At 73.5% G+C, this 18,739-nt stretch carries 12 protein-coding genes; 8 read left to right on the top strand and 4 right to left on the bottom strand.

Annotated features, from left to right (window positions below; genetic code table 11):
- Positions 1–162: 162 nt before the first annotated feature.
- A complete protein-coding gene (locus ACIO3P_RS07590) occupies positions 163–1,770 on the bottom strand; it encodes a LuxR C-terminal-related transcriptional regulator (protein WP_401848584.1) in 1,608 nt (535 codons plus the stop codon).
- A gap of 393 nt (positions 1,771–2,163) precedes the next feature.
- Entirely contained in the window at positions 2,164–5,100 is a 2,937-nt protein-coding gene (locus ACIO3P_RS07595; protein ID WP_401848582.1) for an AAA family ATPase, read from the bottom strand.
- A 196-nt stretch (positions 5,101–5,296) separates the two neighbouring features.
- Between ACIO3P_RS07595 and ACIO3P_RS07600 the strand changes: the two genes are divergently transcribed.
- From ACIO3P_RS07600 to ACIO3P_RS07610, 3 genes are all read left to right on the top strand, one after another.
- A complete protein-coding gene (locus ACIO3P_RS07600) occupies positions 5,297–8,308 on the top strand; it encodes an AAA family ATPase (RefSeq protein ID WP_401848581.1) in 3,012 nt (1,003 codons plus the stop codon).
- Positions 8,309–8,379: 71 nt separating this feature from the next.
- The gene (locus ACIO3P_RS07605) at positions 8,380–9,633 is read left to right on the top strand and encodes a MerR family transcriptional regulator (RefSeq protein ID WP_401848578.1); all 1,254 of its coding nucleotides are present in this window, start codon (positions 8,380–8,382) and stop codon (positions 9,631–9,633) included.
- A 182-nt stretch (positions 9,634–9,815) separates the two neighbouring features.
- Positions 9,816–11,030, top strand: coding sequence for a hypothetical protein (locus ACIO3P_RS07610; RefSeq protein ID WP_401848576.1), 1,215 nt, complete (start codon positions 9,816–9,818; stop codon positions 11,028–11,030).
- 84 nt (positions 11,031–11,114) lie between these two features.
- Here ACIO3P_RS07610 and ACIO3P_RS07615 read toward each other — a convergent pair whose 3' ends face one another.
- Both ACIO3P_RS07615 and ACIO3P_RS07620 read right to left on the bottom strand, forming a co-directional pair.
- Positions 11,115–11,717: a methylated-DNA--[protein]-cysteine S-methyltransferase gene (locus ACIO3P_RS07615; protein ID WP_329827922.1), complete on the bottom strand. Its 603-nt coding sequence runs from the start codon at positions 11,715–11,717 to the stop codon at positions 11,115–11,117.
- Between the two features lie 16 nt (positions 11,718–11,733).
- Positions 11,734–13,233, bottom strand: a complete 1,500-nt coding sequence (locus tag ACIO3P_RS07620) for an AlkA N-terminal domain-containing protein (RefSeq protein WP_329828137.1) — start codon at positions 13,231–13,233, stop codon at positions 11,734–11,736.
- A 560-nt stretch (positions 13,234–13,793) separates the two neighbouring features.
- Here ACIO3P_RS07620 and ACIO3P_RS07625 point away from each other — a divergent pair.
- The 5 genes from ACIO3P_RS07625 (at position 13,794) to ACIO3P_RS07645 (ending at position 18,718) form a co-directional block, all read left to right on the top strand.
- Entirely contained in the window at positions 13,794–15,644 is a 1,851-nt protein-coding gene (locus ACIO3P_RS07625) for a phage tail sheath family protein (protein WP_401848574.1), read from the top strand.
- 35 nt (positions 15,645–15,679) lie between these two features.
- The gene (locus tag ACIO3P_RS07630; protein WP_313939720.1) at positions 15,680–16,204 is read left to right on the top strand and encodes a phage tail protein; all 525 of its coding nucleotides are present in this window, start codon (positions 15,680–15,682) and stop codon (positions 16,202–16,204) included.
- A 136-nt stretch (positions 16,205–16,340) separates the two neighbouring features.
- The gene (locus tag ACIO3P_RS07635; protein ID WP_401848573.1) at positions 16,341–17,087 is read left to right on the top strand and encodes a hypothetical protein; all 747 of its coding nucleotides are present in this window, start codon (positions 16,341–16,343) and stop codon (positions 17,085–17,087) included.
- Positions 17,080–17,853, top strand: coding sequence for a hypothetical protein (locus tag ACIO3P_RS07640; RefSeq protein WP_401848572.1), 774 nt, complete (start codon positions 17,080–17,082; stop codon positions 17,851–17,853). Before ACIO3P_RS07635 ends, ACIO3P_RS07640 begins: the two co-directional genes overlap by 8 nt.
- A gap of 4 nt (positions 17,854–17,857) precedes the next feature.
- Positions 17,858–18,718: a Pvc16 family protein gene (locus ACIO3P_RS07645; protein ID WP_401848571.1), complete on the top strand. Its 861-nt coding sequence runs from the start codon at positions 17,858–17,860 to the stop codon at positions 18,716–18,718.
- The last annotated feature ends 21 nt before the right edge of the window (positions 18,719–18,739 follow it).

Raw genomic sequence — 18,739 nt, forward strand, 5'->3', positions numbered from 1 at the left:
TTTTTTTTTGGTTTATCCTGTTTTTGGTCGCGTTGTGTATCGTTATCTTACGTCCTTTTTTCTCCCCCCCCCCCCCGGGGGGGGGGGCCCCCGCCCCCTCCCCCCCCCCCCCCCCCACCGCTCCGGATGGTATTCGCGCGCCGCGCGGGCGACTTACGGGCGTTATCCGAGCGTTTCTCCGGAGATCTTTATCTCGCTTCTCTTTCCGATGTCGAGTTTCCGGTAGATCTGCGTCATGTGCTGTTCCACGGTGCTTTCGGTGAGGGAGAGCCGGGCCGCGATCTCCCGGTTGCCGTACCCCTGGACGGCCAGCTCAGCGACGCGCTGCTGCCGGGCCGTCAGGGTCCGGGAGTCCCGTACGGCCTTGCCGCACACCCGGCCGCCCGCCGCCGCGAGTTCCTGGCGTACCCGCTTCTCCAGCGCCGCGGCGCCGCACGCGTGAGCCGCCTCGCACGCGGTGCTGAGCACGGCACGGGCCGCCTTCCGGTCGCCCGTACGGTGCCGCTCCCTGCCGATGAGGGCGAGGGTGCGGGCCAGTTCGAGCCGGGCGCCCGCGGTCTCGTGGGTCCGGGCCGACTCCTGGAGGAGGTCCATCCGGAAGAGCGGGTCGGCCGCCACGGCGGCCTCGCGGAGGCTGATCCCCAGCGTCCGGGGGGCCGCGCACTCCCGCGCGAGCCGGACCTCCGCGAGGGCGAGGGCGAGCGCGGGGCCGCGGTTGCCCAGCGCGAGGTGGGCGCGGGCGGCGCCGGAGCGCCACGGGGTGACGGTCGGCCGGTCGGCGCCCCAGTCGCGCAGCGCGCGACCGCACCGTACGAAGTCCATGAGCGCCTCCGCCGGCCTGCCCCGGGCCAGCCGTGTCTCGCCGCGGAAGTACAGGTGATCGACCCACTGGAGGCTGTTGGGGGACGGTGCGCGCGGGACGGCGTCGGCGTGGCGGGGCTGCGGGGTGTGTACGGGTACGGGTACGGGCGCGGCGGTGTGCCCCGGAGCGGGCGGGCGGCCCGTGAGGGCCAGGACCCGGCCCCGCGTCAACAGGGCGGTCAGCCGCCAGGGTTGGGCATCGCCGCCGGGTACGAGGCCGAGAGCCGTGGCGAGATGGCCGCGGGCGGCGGACAACTCGCCCTGCCGGTACTCCGCCACGGCGAGCAGGGTCAGGAACTCGGCCTGCCGCTCGGAGGCACCGTCTTCTTCCGCACGGGCCGCCAGCCGCCCGCTCCATCCGGCGGCGGCGGCGAGCCGGTCGGTGTGCAGGAGCGCCCGGACCGCGGCGGCGGCCACCGTCGCGCTCCACGGGCCGCCCGGGTCACGGAAGGACGGCGGGGGCTGCGGGGACGGCTGAGACGGCGGGGAGAGGGCGGCCAGCGCGTGGGTGGCGCGCGGGGCGATCTCGTAGGCCGGCAGTCCTGCCAGCACCCCGGCCCACGCGTCGGCCGCGGCGCGCACGGGCCCCTCCGCCAGGGCGCGCCCCCAGTCGCCGGCCGCCGGGGCCCGGGGCGCGCCGCGCTCACCGGGGTGCTCGCCCCTGACGAGCGTACGGAGCGCCCGTGCGTCCCTGGCGGTGGCGTCGGTCGCGGACGGGTCGGCGCCCACCTCGTCGAGCAGGTCGAGGGCCGCGCCGCCGTGGCCCGAGCGGGCCAGCGCCTCCGCCCGCGCCGCCGTGGTGTCCGGGCCGCGGTCGGCCGGGCCCCTACGGTGACGGGCGGCAGGGCTCGGTACGGCGTGGAGGGGGCCGGGTCCGGCCAGTACTCCGGGGCCGGTCAGGACGGGCATGCGCGGACCGGTGCGACGGTGCCGGTGCCGGGGTACGGGGCGGTGCCGACGTACGGAGCGGTGCCGGGGTACAGGGCAGTGCCGGGGTACCGGGCGGTGTCGTTCCGTCCTCTGTCGTCCATCGCGCAGCGCGCCTCCGATCACACCATGTCAACTGCCCTGTTTTCAGCGGGAGTTCCTTTGCACTCCGGCTCTCCGGAATGCCTTGTGAGGGTGCGCGCGGGCCTCACCGTGGACGCGTCCCAGAAAAACACCGCCGCGCGCGCCGACGCAACCACGACCGCGTTCCGTGCCTGTTCGTACCTCCACCCTTGCCCGAACATCGTGGGCGGCGGCCGTCCCGGGGTACGTGGCCGTCCGTCTCCGCCCCCGGGGGCCGGACGGCCGGGCCGCTCAGCCGGGTACGAAGCGCGCGAGCCCACCGTCCAGCCATGCGGTGGTCAGCTCCAACCGCGAGCGGCAGCCGGTGCGTTCGAAGATCCGGGCGAGATAGGTCTCGACGCTCTTCTCGCTGCGGGCCAGCACGGCCGCGATCTGCCGGTTGGTCCAGCCGTCGGCGACCATCCCGACCACCTCCACCTCCAGCCGGCTGAAGACGGACCGGGTCGCACGCCGGCGCGGCAGCGGATGCCCGAGGTCGTGGGCGACATCGGCCAGCGTCTGCCGGGCGCGCCGCGCCCCGAGCCGTTCGCACCACTCCCACGCCTCGGCCAGCCACTTCTCCGTACCGGTGGCGCGGGCCAGCCACAGGCTGGTGACGAAGGACAGGCTCTGGTCGCCGTGGCGGGCGAGGAGCGCGTAGGCGGCGAGGGCGCTGTCCACGTCGTCGCGGGCCACCGCAAGGGCCAGCATGGTGGTGGCCCGGGTCGCGTGCGAGTCGACGGACGCGTGCAGTTCCTCCAGGGCCTCCAGCGACTCCCGTACCGCACGGTCGTGCCCCTGGACCACCGCGTACCCCAGCAGCCGCAGCAACAGGCGTTCCAGTCCGGCGAGATGGCCGGCCGCCCGAAGGATCCGGTAGTCGCGCCAGCCGTCCCGCCACGCGCCGACGGCGTCGCCCGTCACATGCCGCAGCCCCGCACGGGACCAGCTCGGCAGCGGCCCCCAGCCCGTGGCGGGCTCGACGCCGGAGAGCCAGGCGGCGGCACGGTCGGTGTCGCCCTGCCAGCGGCAGATCTCGGAGGCCAGGCTGCGGCTGTGGTCGTACAGCGGTCCGCGCCCGGTGCCCTCGGAGTGCATCTCGATCCGGCGGGCCAGGGCGAGCGCGACCTCCCACGATCCGGTCAGATACTCACGGACCAGGGACTGGTAGGTGCGGAGCGGGCTGTCCTCGAACTGCGCGCAGCGGTCACCGAGGACCGTTTCGAAGGCGCTGGCCCAGTCGCCCAGCGAGGCCGCCTCGCGCAGCCGGTCGGTGACGTCGAGCGGGGCGAGACCGTTGGACGAACGGAGGTTCTGGACGGCGGCCAGGGCGGCGTCGAACTCGGCGCGGGTCCCCAGGGTGCCGGTGGCCAGCCGGGTCTCGGCGGCGGCCGGGACGAGCCCGACGGGCAGATCGGTGTCCGGGGTCTCGGGTAAGAGGCAGCCGGGTAAGTGGAAGCCGGACAGCGGGGCATGGGCGGGCGCTCCCCCCGGTCCCCCGCCCACCGGTTCCCCAACCACCGGCCCCCTGCCCACCGGTTCTCCCCCCACCGGTCCCCCGCGCGGCGGCTCGCCCCGGATCCGCGCGGCCATCGCCATGAGCGCCGCGGCGGACGGGAACCGTACCGCCGTACGGGCGGCCGGGCCTTCGTGGTCGACCACCCGGGTTCCGAGCCACTGCTCGTGAAGGGCGGCGAGCGCCCAGGCGGAGGCCAGATCGGGCAGGAACTCCCAGGACCGGGGCGGGCATCGGGTGCCGGTGGGCAGCAGCCGGCCGCCGAGTTCCAGCAGCCCGTCGGCGTCACCGTGGTCGAGCATGAGCGCGATCGTGGTCCGCAGTACGCCGGGCAGACTCTCGTCGTCGGACGCCAGTTGGCGGGAGAGCGCGAGGGCCGCGCGGGCGGCCCGCCGCCGCTCCGCGCCGGCCCCGCCGCGGCGGACCGCGGCCAGCAGGATCTCGTTGGACAGCGCGACGGGCAGTTCGGCGCCCGCGGCGAGCGCGTGGTCGCACAGGCGCGGGTCCAGGGTGCCGCTCCTCGTGCCCAGCCGGCGTCCCGCGTTCGTCACGACGCGGGCGTGCAGCCTGGCGAGTTGGCGCCGGGTCCGTGCGGTGCGCAGATCGGCGCCCAGGCCGGGGACCGCGCAGGCGAGGCTCTGCTTGTCGTCCACGGTGACCATGCGGTGCTCGACCAGCGCGTCGAGGACCCGGCCGATGTGTGCCACGGACCCGCCGAGCTCCGGTGCCAGATCGAGGAAGTCGTCGACCGTCGTCCGCGCCGCCTCGGTCAGCCGGGCGAGCAGCGCCAGCGTCTCCTCCAGGAACGCCTCGTCGGCGAAGGCGGGGCCGCCGGCGAGCCGCCAGATCCGGTGAACTTCCGTGCGCCCGATGGGTAGTTGTACAGGGGTGTCGGGGCCGGAGAGACACGCGGAGCCGTCCACCACCAGCAGGCGGTCGCGCTCCCACAGTGTGCCGACAGCGGCGAGTACGGCGCGGGGGTTGCCGGCCAGCGGGCCGAGCGCGCGGCGCAGCGCGGAGACCAGTTCGGGTGCGGCCGGCAGTCCCAGCCTACGGCCGGTCAGGGCGCTGGTCTGGGCCCAGGTCAGCGGCGGCAGCGCCAGGACGCGGTCGGCCGCCGCCGCCAGCGCGTGGACGGCGCCGGGAGCCCCTGGTTCCATCCGCCCGCACACCACGACGGGCACGCCGTCGGAGCGGATCGCGCGCAGCAACGCGCCGAGCGCGCCGGTCTCGTCCTCGGGGACGAGCTGCGCGTCGTCGAGGACGACGGCGGGCGGGCGGTGGCCCGCGATGTGCCGGACGGCGGCCCGTGCCTCCAGCAGCAGGTGGAGGGAGTGCCGCCGGTCCCTGGCCGCCCCGGCCTGGGCGCGCCGGACGGCCGTGACGAGGGCCAGGGCGGCGCTGTCGCCCAGTTCCGTCAGCAGGTCGCAGAGCCGGTCCGCCACGGTGTCCACCACCGGTTCCCGGCAGTCGGCGAGGTCGACCCGGACCACCAGGGCCCCTTCCCGCAGGGCGGGTTGGAGCGCCGCGTCCAGCACGGCGGTTTTCCCGATACCGGGTTCGCCGTGCACGACCAGCAGCCGGGCGTCCCCCTCGGCACGGCGCAGGGCCGCACCGATCTCGCGCACTTCTTCCTTCCGTCCGACGAACTGGGTTTTCCGGTTGGTCGACATCGGTCGGCACCACTCCCCCCACGCAGAGCCCGGCTGCGGGCCCGTCGAGGGGCCCCGGCCTCAACGTAACCTCCGGCGCCTTCACGAGTTGATCGAACGGCCCATTCCTCGTCCAGGCGTTCGTCTACTATTGGCCGATCGGTCAACGGGGGCCAGGTGGTGATCCAGTCTGCCCCGGTTGCGCAAAGGGGTGATGGTGACGGGACACATCACGGGGGACCTTCGAACCGGGGGCGAGAGACCGCTGCCCCGTACGGAGCCCGAGCTCTTCGGCCGGGACAGAGTGATCCAACGGATGCTGGACGCCGCCACCGCACCGTCGGGTCCGGCGATCCATCTGGTACGCGGCGGGATCGGGGCGGGCCGGACCGCGCTGCTCGGGGTGGTCGCTGAGCGGTTGCGGGCGGCGGGCCTCCCGGTGCACGCGGTGGCGTGCCGGCCGGGCGACCATCTCCTCGCGCATCTTCTGGCCCATCGGCTGATCACCGCGCTGTCCGGGCCGGGCGGTGCGGCCGGTGCCGGTGCCGGTGCCGGTGGGCCGGCAGCGGTGGGCGGTGCCACGGGGGCCGGTGGTACGGGTGGGGCCGTACCGGAGGACCGGCCGCTGGACGACGCGCTGCGCTCGCACACCGAGCCGCGCGGATCCGGTGAGGCGGTGTCCGTCCTGCTGGCCCGCACGCTGCGCACCCGTACCCCGGCCGTCGTCCTGGTCGACGACGTGCAGTTCGCCGATCCGGAGACCACCGAGCTGCTGTACGCGCTCGCGCCCCGGCTCGTCTCCTCCCCCGTACGGCTGATCCTCGGGGTGTCCCCCCTCGGCCCGGTGCGGTCCAGCAGCCAACGGGCCGGGGAGGAAGCCCTGTTGGCGCTCGCCGACGGGGTGTCGATCGGCGCGGTGGATCTGCCGCCGCTGACGGTGGAGGAGGTCGCGCGGCTCCTGACCCACCGGCTGCGCGCCGTGCCGGAACAGACACTGGTCGAGGAGGCGCACTGGCTGACCGGCGGCAACCCCGGGGCGCTGGTGGCCGCGCTCCACGCGGGCTCGCGGGCGATCCGGACCATGATCGGCCATGCGCATCTGGTGGCGGGCGCGCCCGTTCCCGTACTGCCGGACGACGACCGTTTCGTCCGCGCCCTGCGGGGGCTCGGCGACACCGCGTGGCGTGTGGCGAAGGCGCTGAGTGTGCTGGAGCCGCTGGGCGAGCGGACAGCCGGGCTCGTCGCGGCGGCCACCGGGCTGCCCGAACACACCGTGCTCCGGGCGCTGCACCGGCTGACGGAGCCCGGCCTCGTCGCGGGACCGGGCCGCGGGGCGGGCTGGACGTTCCGTATCCCGCTGGTCGCCGTCGCCGCGGCGGACCGGCTCGGCCCTTACGAACGCCGCGCCGTCTCGGCCACCGCCGTGCACGCCCTGTGGGAGACCGCCGACCGCGGGCCGTCCGCCACGTCCGCCCCCGTGGCCCCGGCGGACGGCATGGCGTCCACGCACCGTGGCGCGGTGGTCGTACCCCGGGACGCCGCGAGCGTACGCCGCACCTATCTGGCGAACCGCGTCGTCGAGGCCGGCACGTTCGTCGACCGGGGCAGAGCCACGGCCGAACTGCTCGCCGCGGCACGGGAGTCGGACGCCGCCGAGGTGCCGGAGGCGTCCCGCTGGCTGGAGTCGGCCGCCGGGCTGACCGACGATCCCGCGCTGCTCGCGTCGACGCTGGCCCGGTACGCGGCCACCGCCGACTCCACCGGGAACGGGCCCGGCGCGGCGGACGCGGCGGCGGCCCTGCTGGAGCGGCACGCCCGCGCGATGGACCCGGGCACCCGGCTGGAGCTGGCGGTGGTCGAGCTGGCGGCGCGGGCGGCCTCCGGCGATCCGAGCGCGCTGTGCGGGCCCGCCGCGCTCCACCGCACGCGGGCCACGGGCGCGGGCGCCGACAGCGAGTCCGAGGTCCTGGGCGTGGTCGCGCTGTGTCTGCTGGGGCTCTGGTCCGAGGCCCTGAAGCTGATCGCCCGGTCACGCGCCCACAGTCATCCGCATCCGGTCGCCCGGCTCTTCGTCATGATGTGCGAGACGGCGGCGCGGCTGATGACCGGGGACGCGGCCCCGTTCCGGCGCACGCTGCGCCACCCCGTCGACGGGATCCCGGCGCCGCACCTGATGCTCGAACTGACCGTTCTGCAATGCGACTTCCTGCTCGGCATGGGCGAACTGGCCGAGGCACGCGCCCTTGTGGCCCGCCGCGGGCTGACCATCGGCCACCTCCCCATCCGAAATGTCATGTTGACGCACTATCTGGCCGGATCCTGGGACGAGGCTATGGCGAGCGCGCGCTCCCTGATGGCCAACAGCCCGGCGACCGCCCGGATGCCGGCCAGTGTGCTGGCGCACGCCCGGACCTCGACCATGCTGCTCGCCCGCGGCTGGCCGTCGCGCGCGCGGACGGTGCTGGACACCGCGCGGGCCGTCACCAACTCCATGACGTATCTCCTCGACGCCGAACAGGCCGCCGTCCACCGGCTCATGGGCGAGGACTCCCGCGCGGAGAAGGCGCTTCGCCGGGGCCTGGCCGAGGCGTCGGAGCACGGCTACGCCTTCGGCACCGAGCCGCTGTGGGCGGCCCTCGCGGCCATGGAGGCCGAACGGGGCCGCCCGGACCGCGCGGCGACCTGCCTGAGCCGGCTGGAGCGTACGGCCGCCGCCTCGGGCGGTGACAGCGCGCGGCTGCTCGCCCTGCTGACCCGCGTCCGGGTCCTGCGGCTCTGCCCCGACCTGCGCGCGCTGCTGCCCGACCCCGACCGGTCCGTACGCGAGGCCCTCGCCCTGGCCCGCGCCTCCGGCCGGCCCTTCGAGACGGCCTGTACGCTGCTGGCCGTCGCGTCGCCGGGGATCGCCACGGGACCGCGGAGCGAGGCGCGGCTCCGGGAGGCGTACGACCTGTTCGGGGAGTTGGACGCGCTGCTGTGGCGCTACCGGACCCGGACGGCGCTGCGCGACGCGGGGCTGCCGGTGCCGGACCGGCGGACCGTGACCGAGGAGAACGAACGGCTGCTGGCGACCCTGGTCGCGGAGGGACTGTCCAACCGCCAGCTCGCGGCGGCGCTCGGGGTGAGCGAGGGCAGTGTGGCGAGCCGGCTGACCAGACTCTTCCACCGCACCGGGCTGCGCTCCCGGGTGGAACTGGCGACCTCGATGCTGACGGCGAGCTATCCGTGAGGACCGGGGCCGGGCGGCCGTACGGGGCCGGAGTTGACTTTCAGGTTGCCTGAACCTCGACAATCACCGCCATGGACAGCACTACAGGCTCCACCCCCGTGGACATCTCGATCGGCCTCTTCAAGCCGGAGCTGCTGAGCATCAGCGCCTTCGCCCGGCGCGTCGGCCTCGCCCCGAGCGCCCTGCGCTTCTACGACGACTGCGGCGTCCTGCCCCCCGCCCAGGTCGACGCCACCACCGGCTACCGCTCCTACAGCCTCGACCAGGAGATGCGGGCGCGGGTCCTGCGGAGCCTGCGGGAGGCGGGGCTGCCCCTCGCTGAGGTCATGGTCGTGCTCGACGGCGATCCGGACGCGGCCCGTACGGTACTGGAGCGCCACCGCAGCACCGTACGGGAACGCTCACGCACGGCCGATGAGACGATCGCCGCCGTGCTGCGCTCCCTGCCGGGTGCGGAGGACGGCAACGGAACGGGGGACGGAGCCGGGCCGGTCACACGGGTGCGGCTCGGCGGCGCCGAACTGGCCGGTGCCGTACGGCAGGTGGGTGCGGCCGTCGGCGCCGACCCGGACCATCCGGTCCTCGGCCGCGTCCTCGTCGAGATCGACGACAGCGAGGTACGCCTGGTGGCCACCGACCGCTACCGCCTCTCGACCCGCGTCCTGAAGCCGGTGGTCGCGGTGGAGGGCCCCGACCGCCATGTCCTGCTGGACGCCGCCCCGTTGGCCGAGGTGGGAGCGTGGGCGGCACGGTGCTCAGCGGTGACCGTCGAGATCGACGCGGACGAGGCCCGGATATCCGACGTGGACGGCGCGGGATCCCGCGAACTGAAGCTGTGGGACGGCGAGTTCCCCGCCTACCGCGACGTGCTCACCGAACTGCCCGAGGCCCGCCACCGGCTGATCGTCGACCGGACGGCGCTGCTCGACGCCGTCACCGCGTGCACCGGGGCGGACGGCGAAGGCACCTCGGCGGTCGCCCTGCGGCTCGGCGAGGACGACGTACACATCTCCCCGGCCGACCGACCGGACCAGCCGCCCCGACCGGACCGGACGGACGGCGCGAACCGGTCGGACGGCGCGGACCGGTCGGACGGCTCGGACGGATCCACCACCCTGCGGGCGCTGCGCATCGGCGAACCGCCCCTGCGGATCGGCTTCGACCCGGCCGTCCTCGCCCCGGCGCTCGAAGCGAGCGTCGGCCCCGACGTCCTGCTGGAGATCTCCGCCGTGACCGAACCGGTGGTGGTCCGCTCGGCCGACCAGGGCAGCTTCACCACCCTGGTCATGCCCGTCGCGCTCACCGCCGCCACCCCGGAGGACTGAATTGACGCCGACAGGCCGTGCGGACACGATCAGGACCCGATCGGCCTGACGGCACCGCCCGTACAGACGATATGACGGCCCGTTCGAGCCGTATCCCGCGTTCATTCCGCGTTGGTCCCCCGTGCACGCCTTCGCGGCATCATCCTGGTGTCCCACTGGAGTCCCACGCCCCCGGAGGCACCATGCGAAGGCAGACACGCGGTCGGCTCACAACGGCGCTCCTCACGTCCGTGCTCGTCGGCTCCGCCGTCGTGGCCGGCGGGGGCGCGGCCCATGCCGAGGACGCGGCGGCGGCCCGTACCGTACGGAAGCCGGCCGCCCCGCCGGCCCTGGCCGCCGCCCTGCCCACGCTGCCCACGGCGGTCGACGGCGGCGCCTGGGAGTCGGGGCATCTCCAGGGCATGACGGTGGACCGTGTCAAGGGCGTCATGTACTTCTCCTTCACCAACCTGCTGGTGAAGACGGATCTGACCGGCAGACCCCTCGGCTCCGTCACGGGCTTCACCGGCCACCTCGGTGACCTGGACTTCAACACGGCGGACGGCCGGGTGTACGGCTCCCTGGAGTACAAGGCCGCGAAGGCGTTCTACATCGCCGTCTTCGACGGGGACCGCATCGACCGGATGAACATGGACGCCGCGTCCACGGGTGTGGTCTCCACCGTCCATCTCGACGAGGTCGTGAAGGACTACACGGCCGACATGAACGGCGACGGTGTCTTCGACGGCGACGTCGCCGACACCCCGGACCACCGCTACGGTTGCAGCGGCATCGACGGGGTCACCTTCGGCTCGTCGTTCGACGGCAGGGGCGGCCTCAAGCTCACCGTGGCGTACGGGATCTACTCCAACACGGCCCGGCGGGACAACGACCATCAGGTCCTGCTCCAGTACGACGTCCGGGCGTGGAAGAAGTACGAGCGCCCGCTGACCGAGGACGCGCCGCACACCTCGGGTCCGGCGGCGCCGGACGGCAAGTACTTCGCGTACACCGGCAACACGACCTACGGCGTGCAGAACCTGGAGTACGACGCGCGCAGCGGCAACTGGCTGATGGCCGTGTACCGGGGCAAGAAGACCGCGTTCCCCAACTACTCCCTCTTCGTCGTGGACGGTTCCAAGCGCCCGGTGAAGAGCGCCGTACGCGGCCAACAGCGCGCCGAGCGCGGCTCGTTGCTGTCCCTGCTCCCGCGCGGGCTGCACCACGCGGCGTCCGGTGTGTACGGCTGGGAGGCGGCAGGACAGTACGGGCTGGTCTCGCTGGACGACGGCCGCTACTACGTCGCCGAGGCCGGCACGGTCCAGTCCGGCGGGGTGACCCGGCAGACCGGCCGCGCGGTCCTGCACCGCTGGACAGCGCTGACACCGAACCCGTTCACACCGGCGAGCACCTCCTGAACGACGGGGCCGGGTCCCGGAAACACACCGCGGCGCCACGCACCCGGCGCCGCGCACCCGGCGCCCGCACCCCGGCCCCGCGGTTCACCACAGCCCGTCGGTCACCGGGCCCCCGCCGGCCGCGGGGGCGCCCTCGAAGGTGAGGAGCCGCTGCTTACGGCTCAGCCCGCCGCCGTATCCGGTGAGGCTGCCGGTGGAGCCGATGACCCGGTGGCAGGGGACGATGATGCTGATCGGGTTCTTGCCGTTGGCCAGGCCGACGGCCCGGGAGGCGCCCGGCTTGCCGAGGCGTTCGGCGAGTTCGCCGTACGAACGGGTCTCGCCGTACGGGATCCGCAGAAGCTGCTCCCACACCTGACGCTGGAACGGCGTGCCGTGCAGGGTGAACGGCACGTCGAATGCGGTCAGTTCACCGTCGAAGTACGCGGTGAGCTGGCGCACGGTCTCCGTGAACGGCCCGGGGTCCTGGACGCCGAAGGACTCCTCGGGGGGCCGGTGGCGCTGCTCGTGCATGTAGAGACCGCTCAGGGCGCCGTCGGTGGCGACGAGCGTCAGCGGTCCGTACGGGCTGTCGACCACCGTGTGAGTGGTGTGAGCGGTGTGCGCGGTACGCACCGCGCCGGTGGCGGTCGCGGTGTGCTCTCCAGCAATGCCGGTCATGGGGTTCATGGGGTTCATGGCGTTCATGTCGGGTTCAACTCCCTTACGCGGGCAAGTGGTTGATGGCGTGGTCCTCGGCGGCCCACAGGTACTGCACGGCGTACGCGCGCCAGGGCCGCCAGGCGGCGGCGCGTGCCGTCAGCGCGGCGGGCGTCGAGGGCAGTCCGAGGTGTGCCGCGGCCCGGCGGATCCCGAGGTCGGTCGGCAGGAACGCGTCGGGGTCGCCGAGCGCGCGCATGACGATCACCTCGACCGTCCACGGCCCGAACCCGGGCAGCGCGGTGAGCCGCGCCCGCGCCTCCTCCCAGTCGCTGTCGGGGCCGAGCCGCAGCGCGCCGTCGGCGAGGGCCGCGACCAGCGTGGTGAGCGTCGTACGCCGGCTGCGCGGCAGGGCCAGGGCCTCCGGGTCGAGCCCGGCGAGCGCCGCCGGGGACGGGAAGAGGTGCGTGAGCCCGCCCTCGGGGTCGTCGACCGGCTCTCCGTACGCCCTGACCAGCCGGGCCGCGTGTGTCCTGGCGGCGGCGGTGGAGACCTGCTGGCCGAGCACGGCCCGTACGGCGAACTCGGCGGCGTCCACGGTACGGGGCACCCGCCGCCCCGGTGCCTTGTCGACCAGCGGGGCCAGCAGCGGATCGGCGCGCAGTTGTGCGTCGACGGCGACGGGGTCGGCGTCGAGGTCGAGCATCCGGCGGCAGCCGCTGATGGCGAGGGTGAGATCGCGCGGGTCGGTGAGGGAGAGTCGGCAGGCGATGTGATCGGGACGCGGGGTGAGGGAGACGATGCCGTGCCCGTACGGGAGGGAGAGCGTGCGGCGGTACGCGCCGCCCCGCCACTCCTCGACGCCCGGGACGGCGGTCGCGGCGAGATGCCCGAAGAGGTTGTCCGGGGTGAGGGGCGCGCGGAACGGCAGGCGCAGACAGATCACTCCGGGGGTACGGGTCCGCTCCGTGGCGCGCCGGGCGCGCGGGCCGTGCGCGCTCCGGGCGGCCCGGTCGCGCAGTTCGCTCGGTGAGAGCGCGAAGACCTCTCGTACGGTGTCGTTGAACGCCCGGATCGACGCGAAGCCTGCGGCGAAGGCGACCTCGGCCATCGGCAGTCCGGTCGTCTCGATGAGCAGCCGCGCGGTCTGTGCCCGCTGGGCGCGGGCGAGGGCGAGCGGCCCCGCGCCCAGTTCGGCGAGGAGCTGGCGCTCGATCTGGCGGGCGGAGTAGCCGAGGCGGGTGGCGAGGCCGGGCACGCCCTCCCGGTCGACGACCCCGTCCTGGATCAGCCGCATGGCGCGGGCGACGGTGTCGGCGCGGGCGTTCCACTCCGGGGAGCCGGGGCTGGTGTCGGGCCTGCACCGCTTGCAGGCGCGGAATCCGGCCTGCTGACAGGCGGCGGCGCTCGGGTAGAAGGTCATGTTCTCGGCCTTCGGCGGCACCACCGGGCAGCTCGGGCGGCAGTAGATGCGAGTGGTCAGGACCGCGGTGAAGAACCAGCCGTCGAAGCGTGCGTCCTTGGACCTGACGGCCCGGACACAGCGCTCGGTGTCGGCGTGCATCGCGAGGTGCGTGGCGGTGTGCATGGGTCAAGCATCGGGCACGCGGGGTGTCCCGGCTGGCAGAAAAACGACATCAGCGTCCGGCCCGCGCCACGGCCGCACGGATGCCACCCCCGGGCAAAGGGGCGCGCCGCAGGAAATTCTCTTCGGCTGGTTTTCCACCACGGCCGGAAACACTTCTGTGAAGCCACCGTGAATTACTCTCCATACTTTTCCGGTCGCACGCCGCTGACCACGCCGTATACCCGCCGGGCGGCCCGTTCGGGAAAGGATCATCCGATGACCGAATCGACCTCTTGACCATTCCTTGGAAAAGAAACGAGACTCGCAAGCGGCACTCATACACCAAGAGTCACAACGCATGGTCATGTGGATGGCGGCGCGGACGACCACCGCGTACGGCCATGCGAATGACCATGCGAGACCGGTACCGCTATCGCATGGGATGTAACGGGGGAATGGAGGGGGTGCGTACGCATGCGTATTCAACTTCCACGCATGGACGCCATACCTTCACCTTCCCTCCTCATGTCTTGATGCGCGAAGGGAATGGAGGGGGAATGCCGACGCATATGGGCTATCCCGGCGTTTACATCGAAGAACTCCCCAGCAGCGTCCGTACCATCGCGTCGGTCACCACCTCGGTGACCGCGTTCGTGGGCCACACCCGCCGGGGTCCGCTCAACCAGCCGGTGCGGGTCACCAGCTTCGCGGACTTCGAGCGCCGCTTCGGTGGGCTCACGTCCCGCGGCGCCGTCGGCTACGCCGTGCACCAGTTCTTCGGCAACGGCGGGACGGTCGCGGTGATCGTGCGCGTGGCCAAGGCCGGCACCGGCAAGGAAGCCTGCGTCACGCTCAACTCCACCGAGGGGAAGAGCGATTGCCCGGTCCTGGAGGTGCAGGCCAAGGAGCCCGGCCGCTGGGGATCGCGGCTGCGGGTGGCCGTCGACCACGACACCCCCACCCCGGACCGTACGTTCAACCTCCAGGTCCTCGACGCGCGCGGCGGAGCCCGCGAGTCCTTCACCGGCCTGTCGATGGACCCCGACCACGGGCGTTTCGTGGAGACGGTGGTCAACAGCGGCTCCGGCCTCGTCCGGGTCAAGGCCCTGGACCGGGACCGCCCCGACCCCTCCGGCACCGTGTCCAAGCCCTTCGCGGCGAAACTCCCCGCCCTCGACGTCGAGTTGAAGGTCAAGATCGGGGAGGTGGAGCGCGAGTTCACCCTCCACGACCCGCACCACGACGGCGAAGCACCCACCAACGTGGTGGAGTTGGCGCTGCTGCTGGAGCGCAAGCTGCGCTCGCTGCCCGACGCGCCGGGGAAGCACACGTACGCCGGTGTCCAGGTCACCCCGTTCGGCCGCCGGATCCAGGTCGTCGCCGGGTCCATCGACCCCGCCGACGTCGTGCGCTTCGTCGGGGAGTGCGCCAACGACCTGGGGCTGGAGGGCTCGGTCAACCCGCCCGCCTTCGCCCTGGAGGGCGGCGAGGACGGCGACCCGCCGGGCCCCCGCGACCTCATCGGCAGCGAGACGGCCAAGACCGGCATGCAGGCCCTGCGCGACGTCGACGACGTCAACCTGCTGGTCCTGCCGGAGCTTTCGGCGTACGAGTCCACCGCGGACATGGTCACGGTGGTCTCCGCGGCGGGCCAACTCTGCCAGGAGCGACGGATCTTCCTGCTCGTGGACTCCCCCTCCGCCTGGGGCAACGTGGACGCCGCACGGGCCGGGATCGGCTCCTTCGACGCGGTGCGCGGCGATCACGCGGCGCTGTACTTCCCGCACGTACAGCTCACCGATCCGCTCACCGGACGGCTCCGCGCCTTCCCCCCGTCGGGCGCCGTCGCCGGTGTCATCGCCCGGGTCGACAGCGAGCGCGGGGTGTGGAAGGCGCCGGCCGGGACCGAGGCGCGGCTGGCCGGGGTGCGGTCGCTGACGGTCAAGCTCACCGACCGGGAGAACGGCCTGCTGGGCCCCCTCGGGGTGAACTGCCTGCGTACGTTCCCGGTGGTCGGCCCGCTCGTGTGGGGCGCCAGGACGCTGGCGGGCTCCGACGCGCTCGACAGCGAGTGGAAGTACGTACCGGTGCGCCGGCTCGCGCTGCATGTCGAGGAGTCCCTGTACCGGGGCCTCCAGTGGGTCGTCTTCGAGCCCAACACCGAGCAGTTGTGGCAGCAGATCCGGCTGAAGGCGTCGGCGTACCTCAACGACCTGTTCCGGCAGGGCGCGTTCCAGGGCGGCACACCGCGCGAGGCGTACTTCGTCAAGTGTGACAAGGACACCACCACCGAGGCCGACATCGACAACGGGGTGGTGAACGTCGTGATCGGCATCGCGCCGGTCAGGCCCGCGGAGTTCGTGATCGTGAAGATCCAGCAGGTCGCCGGACAGTTCGACCTCTCCTGACCCAGACCGAGGAACAAGGAACCCGAAGGAAACCGATGGCTGAGTTCCAGATCAACGCCCATCGCTTCGACCCGTACAAGAATTTCAAGTTCCTGGTTCTCTGGGACGGTCGAACGGTCGCGGGCATCAGCAAGATCAGTCCGCTGAAGCGCACCACCGAAGTGGTCAAACACCGCCACGGCGGCGACCCGAGCTCGCCGCGCAAATCGCCGGGCCGCTCCGAATTCGAGGGCGTCACGCTGGAGCGCGGCGTCACGCACGACCCGGAGTTCGACCGCTGGGCCAACAAGGTCTGGCAGGTCGGGGCCGGCCTCGGCGCCGAGGTGTCGCTCCGCGATTTCCGCAAGGACATCATCATCCAGGTCCTCAACGAGGCCGGTCAGGTCGCCGTCTCGCACAAGCTCTACCGGGCCTGGGTGAGCGAATACCAGGTACTCGGCGAGCTGGACGCCAATGCGAACGCCGTCGCCATCCAGAGCGTCAAGCTCGAATGCGAGGGCTGGGAAAGGGATTACGAGGTGGAGGAGCCGGTGGAGCCTTCCTTCACCCATCCGGCCTAGCACCGGGAGGGACACCGGTCCGCACCGGCCCCGGTCCCTGCCATCCGGTCCCGGGCCCCACCGGGGCACGGGCCGGCATCACCACCGCACGACCCCAGCACCACCCCAGCACCACCCGCGCACGGAGGAACGAGGGATGACGCCGACGGGCCCCGCCGAGCTGCTCGCCACCTGGGAGGCCGGGCTGGCACAGCACGACTCGGAAAGGTCGCTGCTGCTGCACCACGCGGCCCGCCCCGGGGCCGCCACCGACACCCTGCTGTCGCTGCCCGTCGGCGAGCGGGAGGCGGACCTGTTCGCCCTGCGCCGGGCGCTGTTCGGCGAGCGTATGCAGGTACGTGTCGAGTGCGGCGCCTGCGGGGCCGACATGGAGTTCGACCTCGACGCGACGGTGTTCGGTGTCCGGGAGCACATCCCGGACGGGCCGCTGCGGGTGTCGGAGGGCGAGTGGGTCGTCGAGTTCCGGCTGCCCAGCGTCGCCGACCTCGCGGCGGCCGGTGCCACGGACGATCCGGCGGACGCCCGCCGGCTGCTGGTGGCGCGCTGCACGGTCTCGGCCGTACGGGGCGGGGAGGCCGTTCCGCCGGAGCGGCTGGCCGCGCTGCTCCCGGCCGAGGTGCAGCGGCGGCTCGCCGAGGCGGCGGAGGAGGCCGACCCGGCGGCCGAGGTGACCTTGAACGTGAACTGTCCCGAGTGCGGCGGGGCCACCCCCGCCGAGCTGGACATCGCTTCCTACCTGTGGACGGAACTCGACACCTGGGCAAGGGACTTGCTCCTCGACGTTCATCTGCTCGCCACCGCCTACGGGTGGAGCGAGCCGGAGATCCTGGCGCTCAGCCCGCTGCGGCGCCGCTACTACCTGGAGCTGTGCGCGGATGTCTGACTACTTCGACCGGCTGCTCGCCCGGTACACCCCGGTGCCGGCCGCCGACGGCAGCGGGGACTCCGGCGACGCGGGTGGTCCGGACACCCGGGTGACCCGGGTACGCCCCCGGCTGCCCGGACCGTTCGAACGCGTCGAGGCGCTGCGTACGGCGCCGCAGGAGCCCGACGCGCCCGCCTCCCTGGTCCCGTCGGCCCCGCACCCCGCCTGGGGAGCACCCGAGTCGATCCGGCACGAACGCGAGATCCGCACGGACCGGCAGACGGTCGTACGGACCGAGGCGGCCCGGCCCGGCGACCGTACGGAGCGGACGACGACGACCACCGACCCCTTCCGCGTGGAGGAGACGGCCAGGCCCTCGGCCCGGCCGTCCCCGGCTCCGGGGGTGCGCCGGGGCGCGGCCGACGGCTCGCGCTCCGCGCGCCGTTCGGCTTCGGCGGAGGCCGATACCTCTCCGGTGCCCCGTGGTGGACCCGTCACCCCTTCGCCCGGCGCGCCGGTCGCCCCCCGGGGAGCCACCCCGTCGCCCCGGCCCCGTGACACCGACACGACCGCCGCGCGCGGCGCCGCGCAGAGCAGGGTGGGCCGCCGGGCGCCCCGGCCGGCCGAGCGTGTCGTCCAGGTACAGATCGGCCGGCTGGAGGTGAGCGCGGCGCCGCCACCCGGCACACGGCGCGCGGAGGCCGATCGCCCCGGCCCTGCCGGACGGCGCGCGCCGGTGCTCAACCTGGACGACTATCTGGCCCGCGGCGAGAGGAGGAACTGACCTCATGAGCAACGCACTTGCCATCGCGACGGTCACCCAGGCCCTGGCCCTGCTGATCGGGAACAACCTGTCCCCGGAGATGGACATCGCGGTCACGGTGGAGACCCGCAAGCCGCCCGCCGAACCGCCGACCGAGCCGACGATCAATGTCTTCCTCTACCAGGCCACACCGAACCCCTCGATGCGCCACACCGACCTGCCGACCCGCGCCTCGGACGGCACCCTGGTCAACCGCCCCGCGGCGGCGCTGGATCTGCACTTCCTGATCAGCGCGTACGGGGACGAGGCCACGCTGGTCGGCCAGCGGCTGATCGGCTGCGTGATCCGCACGCTGCACGAAATCCCCGTACTGCCACAGGACTTGATCGAACTGGCCGCCGAGCGGCCGTATCTGACCGGGAGCGATCTCGCGGCGTCCCCGCAGCGGGTGCGCTTCACCCCGACGGTGATGGACATCGACGAGACCTCCAAGCTCTGGGGGATGCTCCACCAGACCCCGTACGCGCTGTCGGTGGCCTATCAGGCGTCGCTGGTGCTGATCGAGGGCCGGGAGAAGCCGGTCCCGGCGCAGCCCGTGCGGCGGCGGACGGTACGGGCGGTCCCGTTCCGCGCACCGGGGGACCAGCCCCGCGCGGAAACCGCCGAACCCACCGAGCCCGCCGAACCCGACGAGCCCGCGCCCGCCACCTCCTCGGCGCCCGCGAAGAAGCGCGCGCAGGGCAAGGCTCCGGCGTCCAAACGGGCGGCGACGACGACCTCCCGCACCCGCAAGGCCACCGGAACGAGCGGACGTGGCCGGACACCCTCGCGCGCCGGTGACACGGACGCGGATCCGGGCACGGGCGACGACGGCAAGGAGAGCTGAGGCGAGTGAGCGGAACGGGGG

It is taken from the genome of Streptomyces sp. NPDC087310 (assembly GCF_044744405.1).
Taxonomy (GTDB): Bacteria; Actinomycetota; Actinomycetes; order Streptomycetales; family Streptomycetaceae; genus Streptomyces.

Excerpts from the sequence above, each read along its gene's own strand:
- ACIO3P_RS07590 (WP_401848584.1), bottom strand. The coding sequence starts at position 1,770 with ATGCCCGTCCTGACCGGCCCCGGAGTACTGGCCGGACCCGGCCCCCTC.
- ACIO3P_RS07595 (WP_401848582.1), bottom strand. The coding sequence starts at position 5,100 with ATGTCGACCAACCGGAAAACCCAGTTCGTCGGACGGAAGGAAGAAGTG.
- ACIO3P_RS07605 (WP_401848578.1), top strand. The coding sequence starts at position 8,380 with ATGGACAGCACTACAGGCTCCACCCCCGTGGACATCTCGATCGGCCTC.
- ACIO3P_RS07610 (WP_401848576.1), top strand. The coding sequence starts at position 9,816 with ATGCGAAGGCAGACACGCGGTCGGCTCACAACGGCGCTCCTCACGTCC.
- ACIO3P_RS07615 (WP_329827922.1), bottom strand. The coding sequence starts at position 11,717 with ATGAACGCCATGAACCCCATGAACCCCATGACCGGCATTGCTGGAGAG.
- ACIO3P_RS07620 (WP_329828137.1), bottom strand. The coding sequence starts at position 13,233 with ATGCACGCCGACACCGAGCGCTGTGTCCGGGCCGTCAGGTCCAAGGAC.
- ACIO3P_RS07625 (WP_401848574.1), top strand. The coding sequence starts at position 13,794 with ATGCCGACGCATATGGGCTATCCCGGCGTTTACATCGAAGAACTCCCC.
- ACIO3P_RS07630 (WP_313939720.1), top strand. The coding sequence starts at position 15,680 with ATGGCTGAGTTCCAGATCAACGCCCATCGCTTCGACCCGTACAAGAAT.
- ACIO3P_RS07635 (WP_401848573.1), top strand. The coding sequence starts at position 16,341 with ATGACGCCGACGGGCCCCGCCGAGCTGCTCGCCACCTGGGAGGCCGGG.
- ACIO3P_RS07640 (WP_401848572.1), top strand. The coding sequence starts at position 17,080 with ATGTCTGACTACTTCGACCGGCTGCTCGCCCGGTACACCCCGGTGCCG.
- ACIO3P_RS07645 (WP_401848571.1), top strand. The coding sequence starts at position 17,858 with ATGAGCAACGCACTTGCCATCGCGACGGTCACCCAGGCCCTGGCCCTG.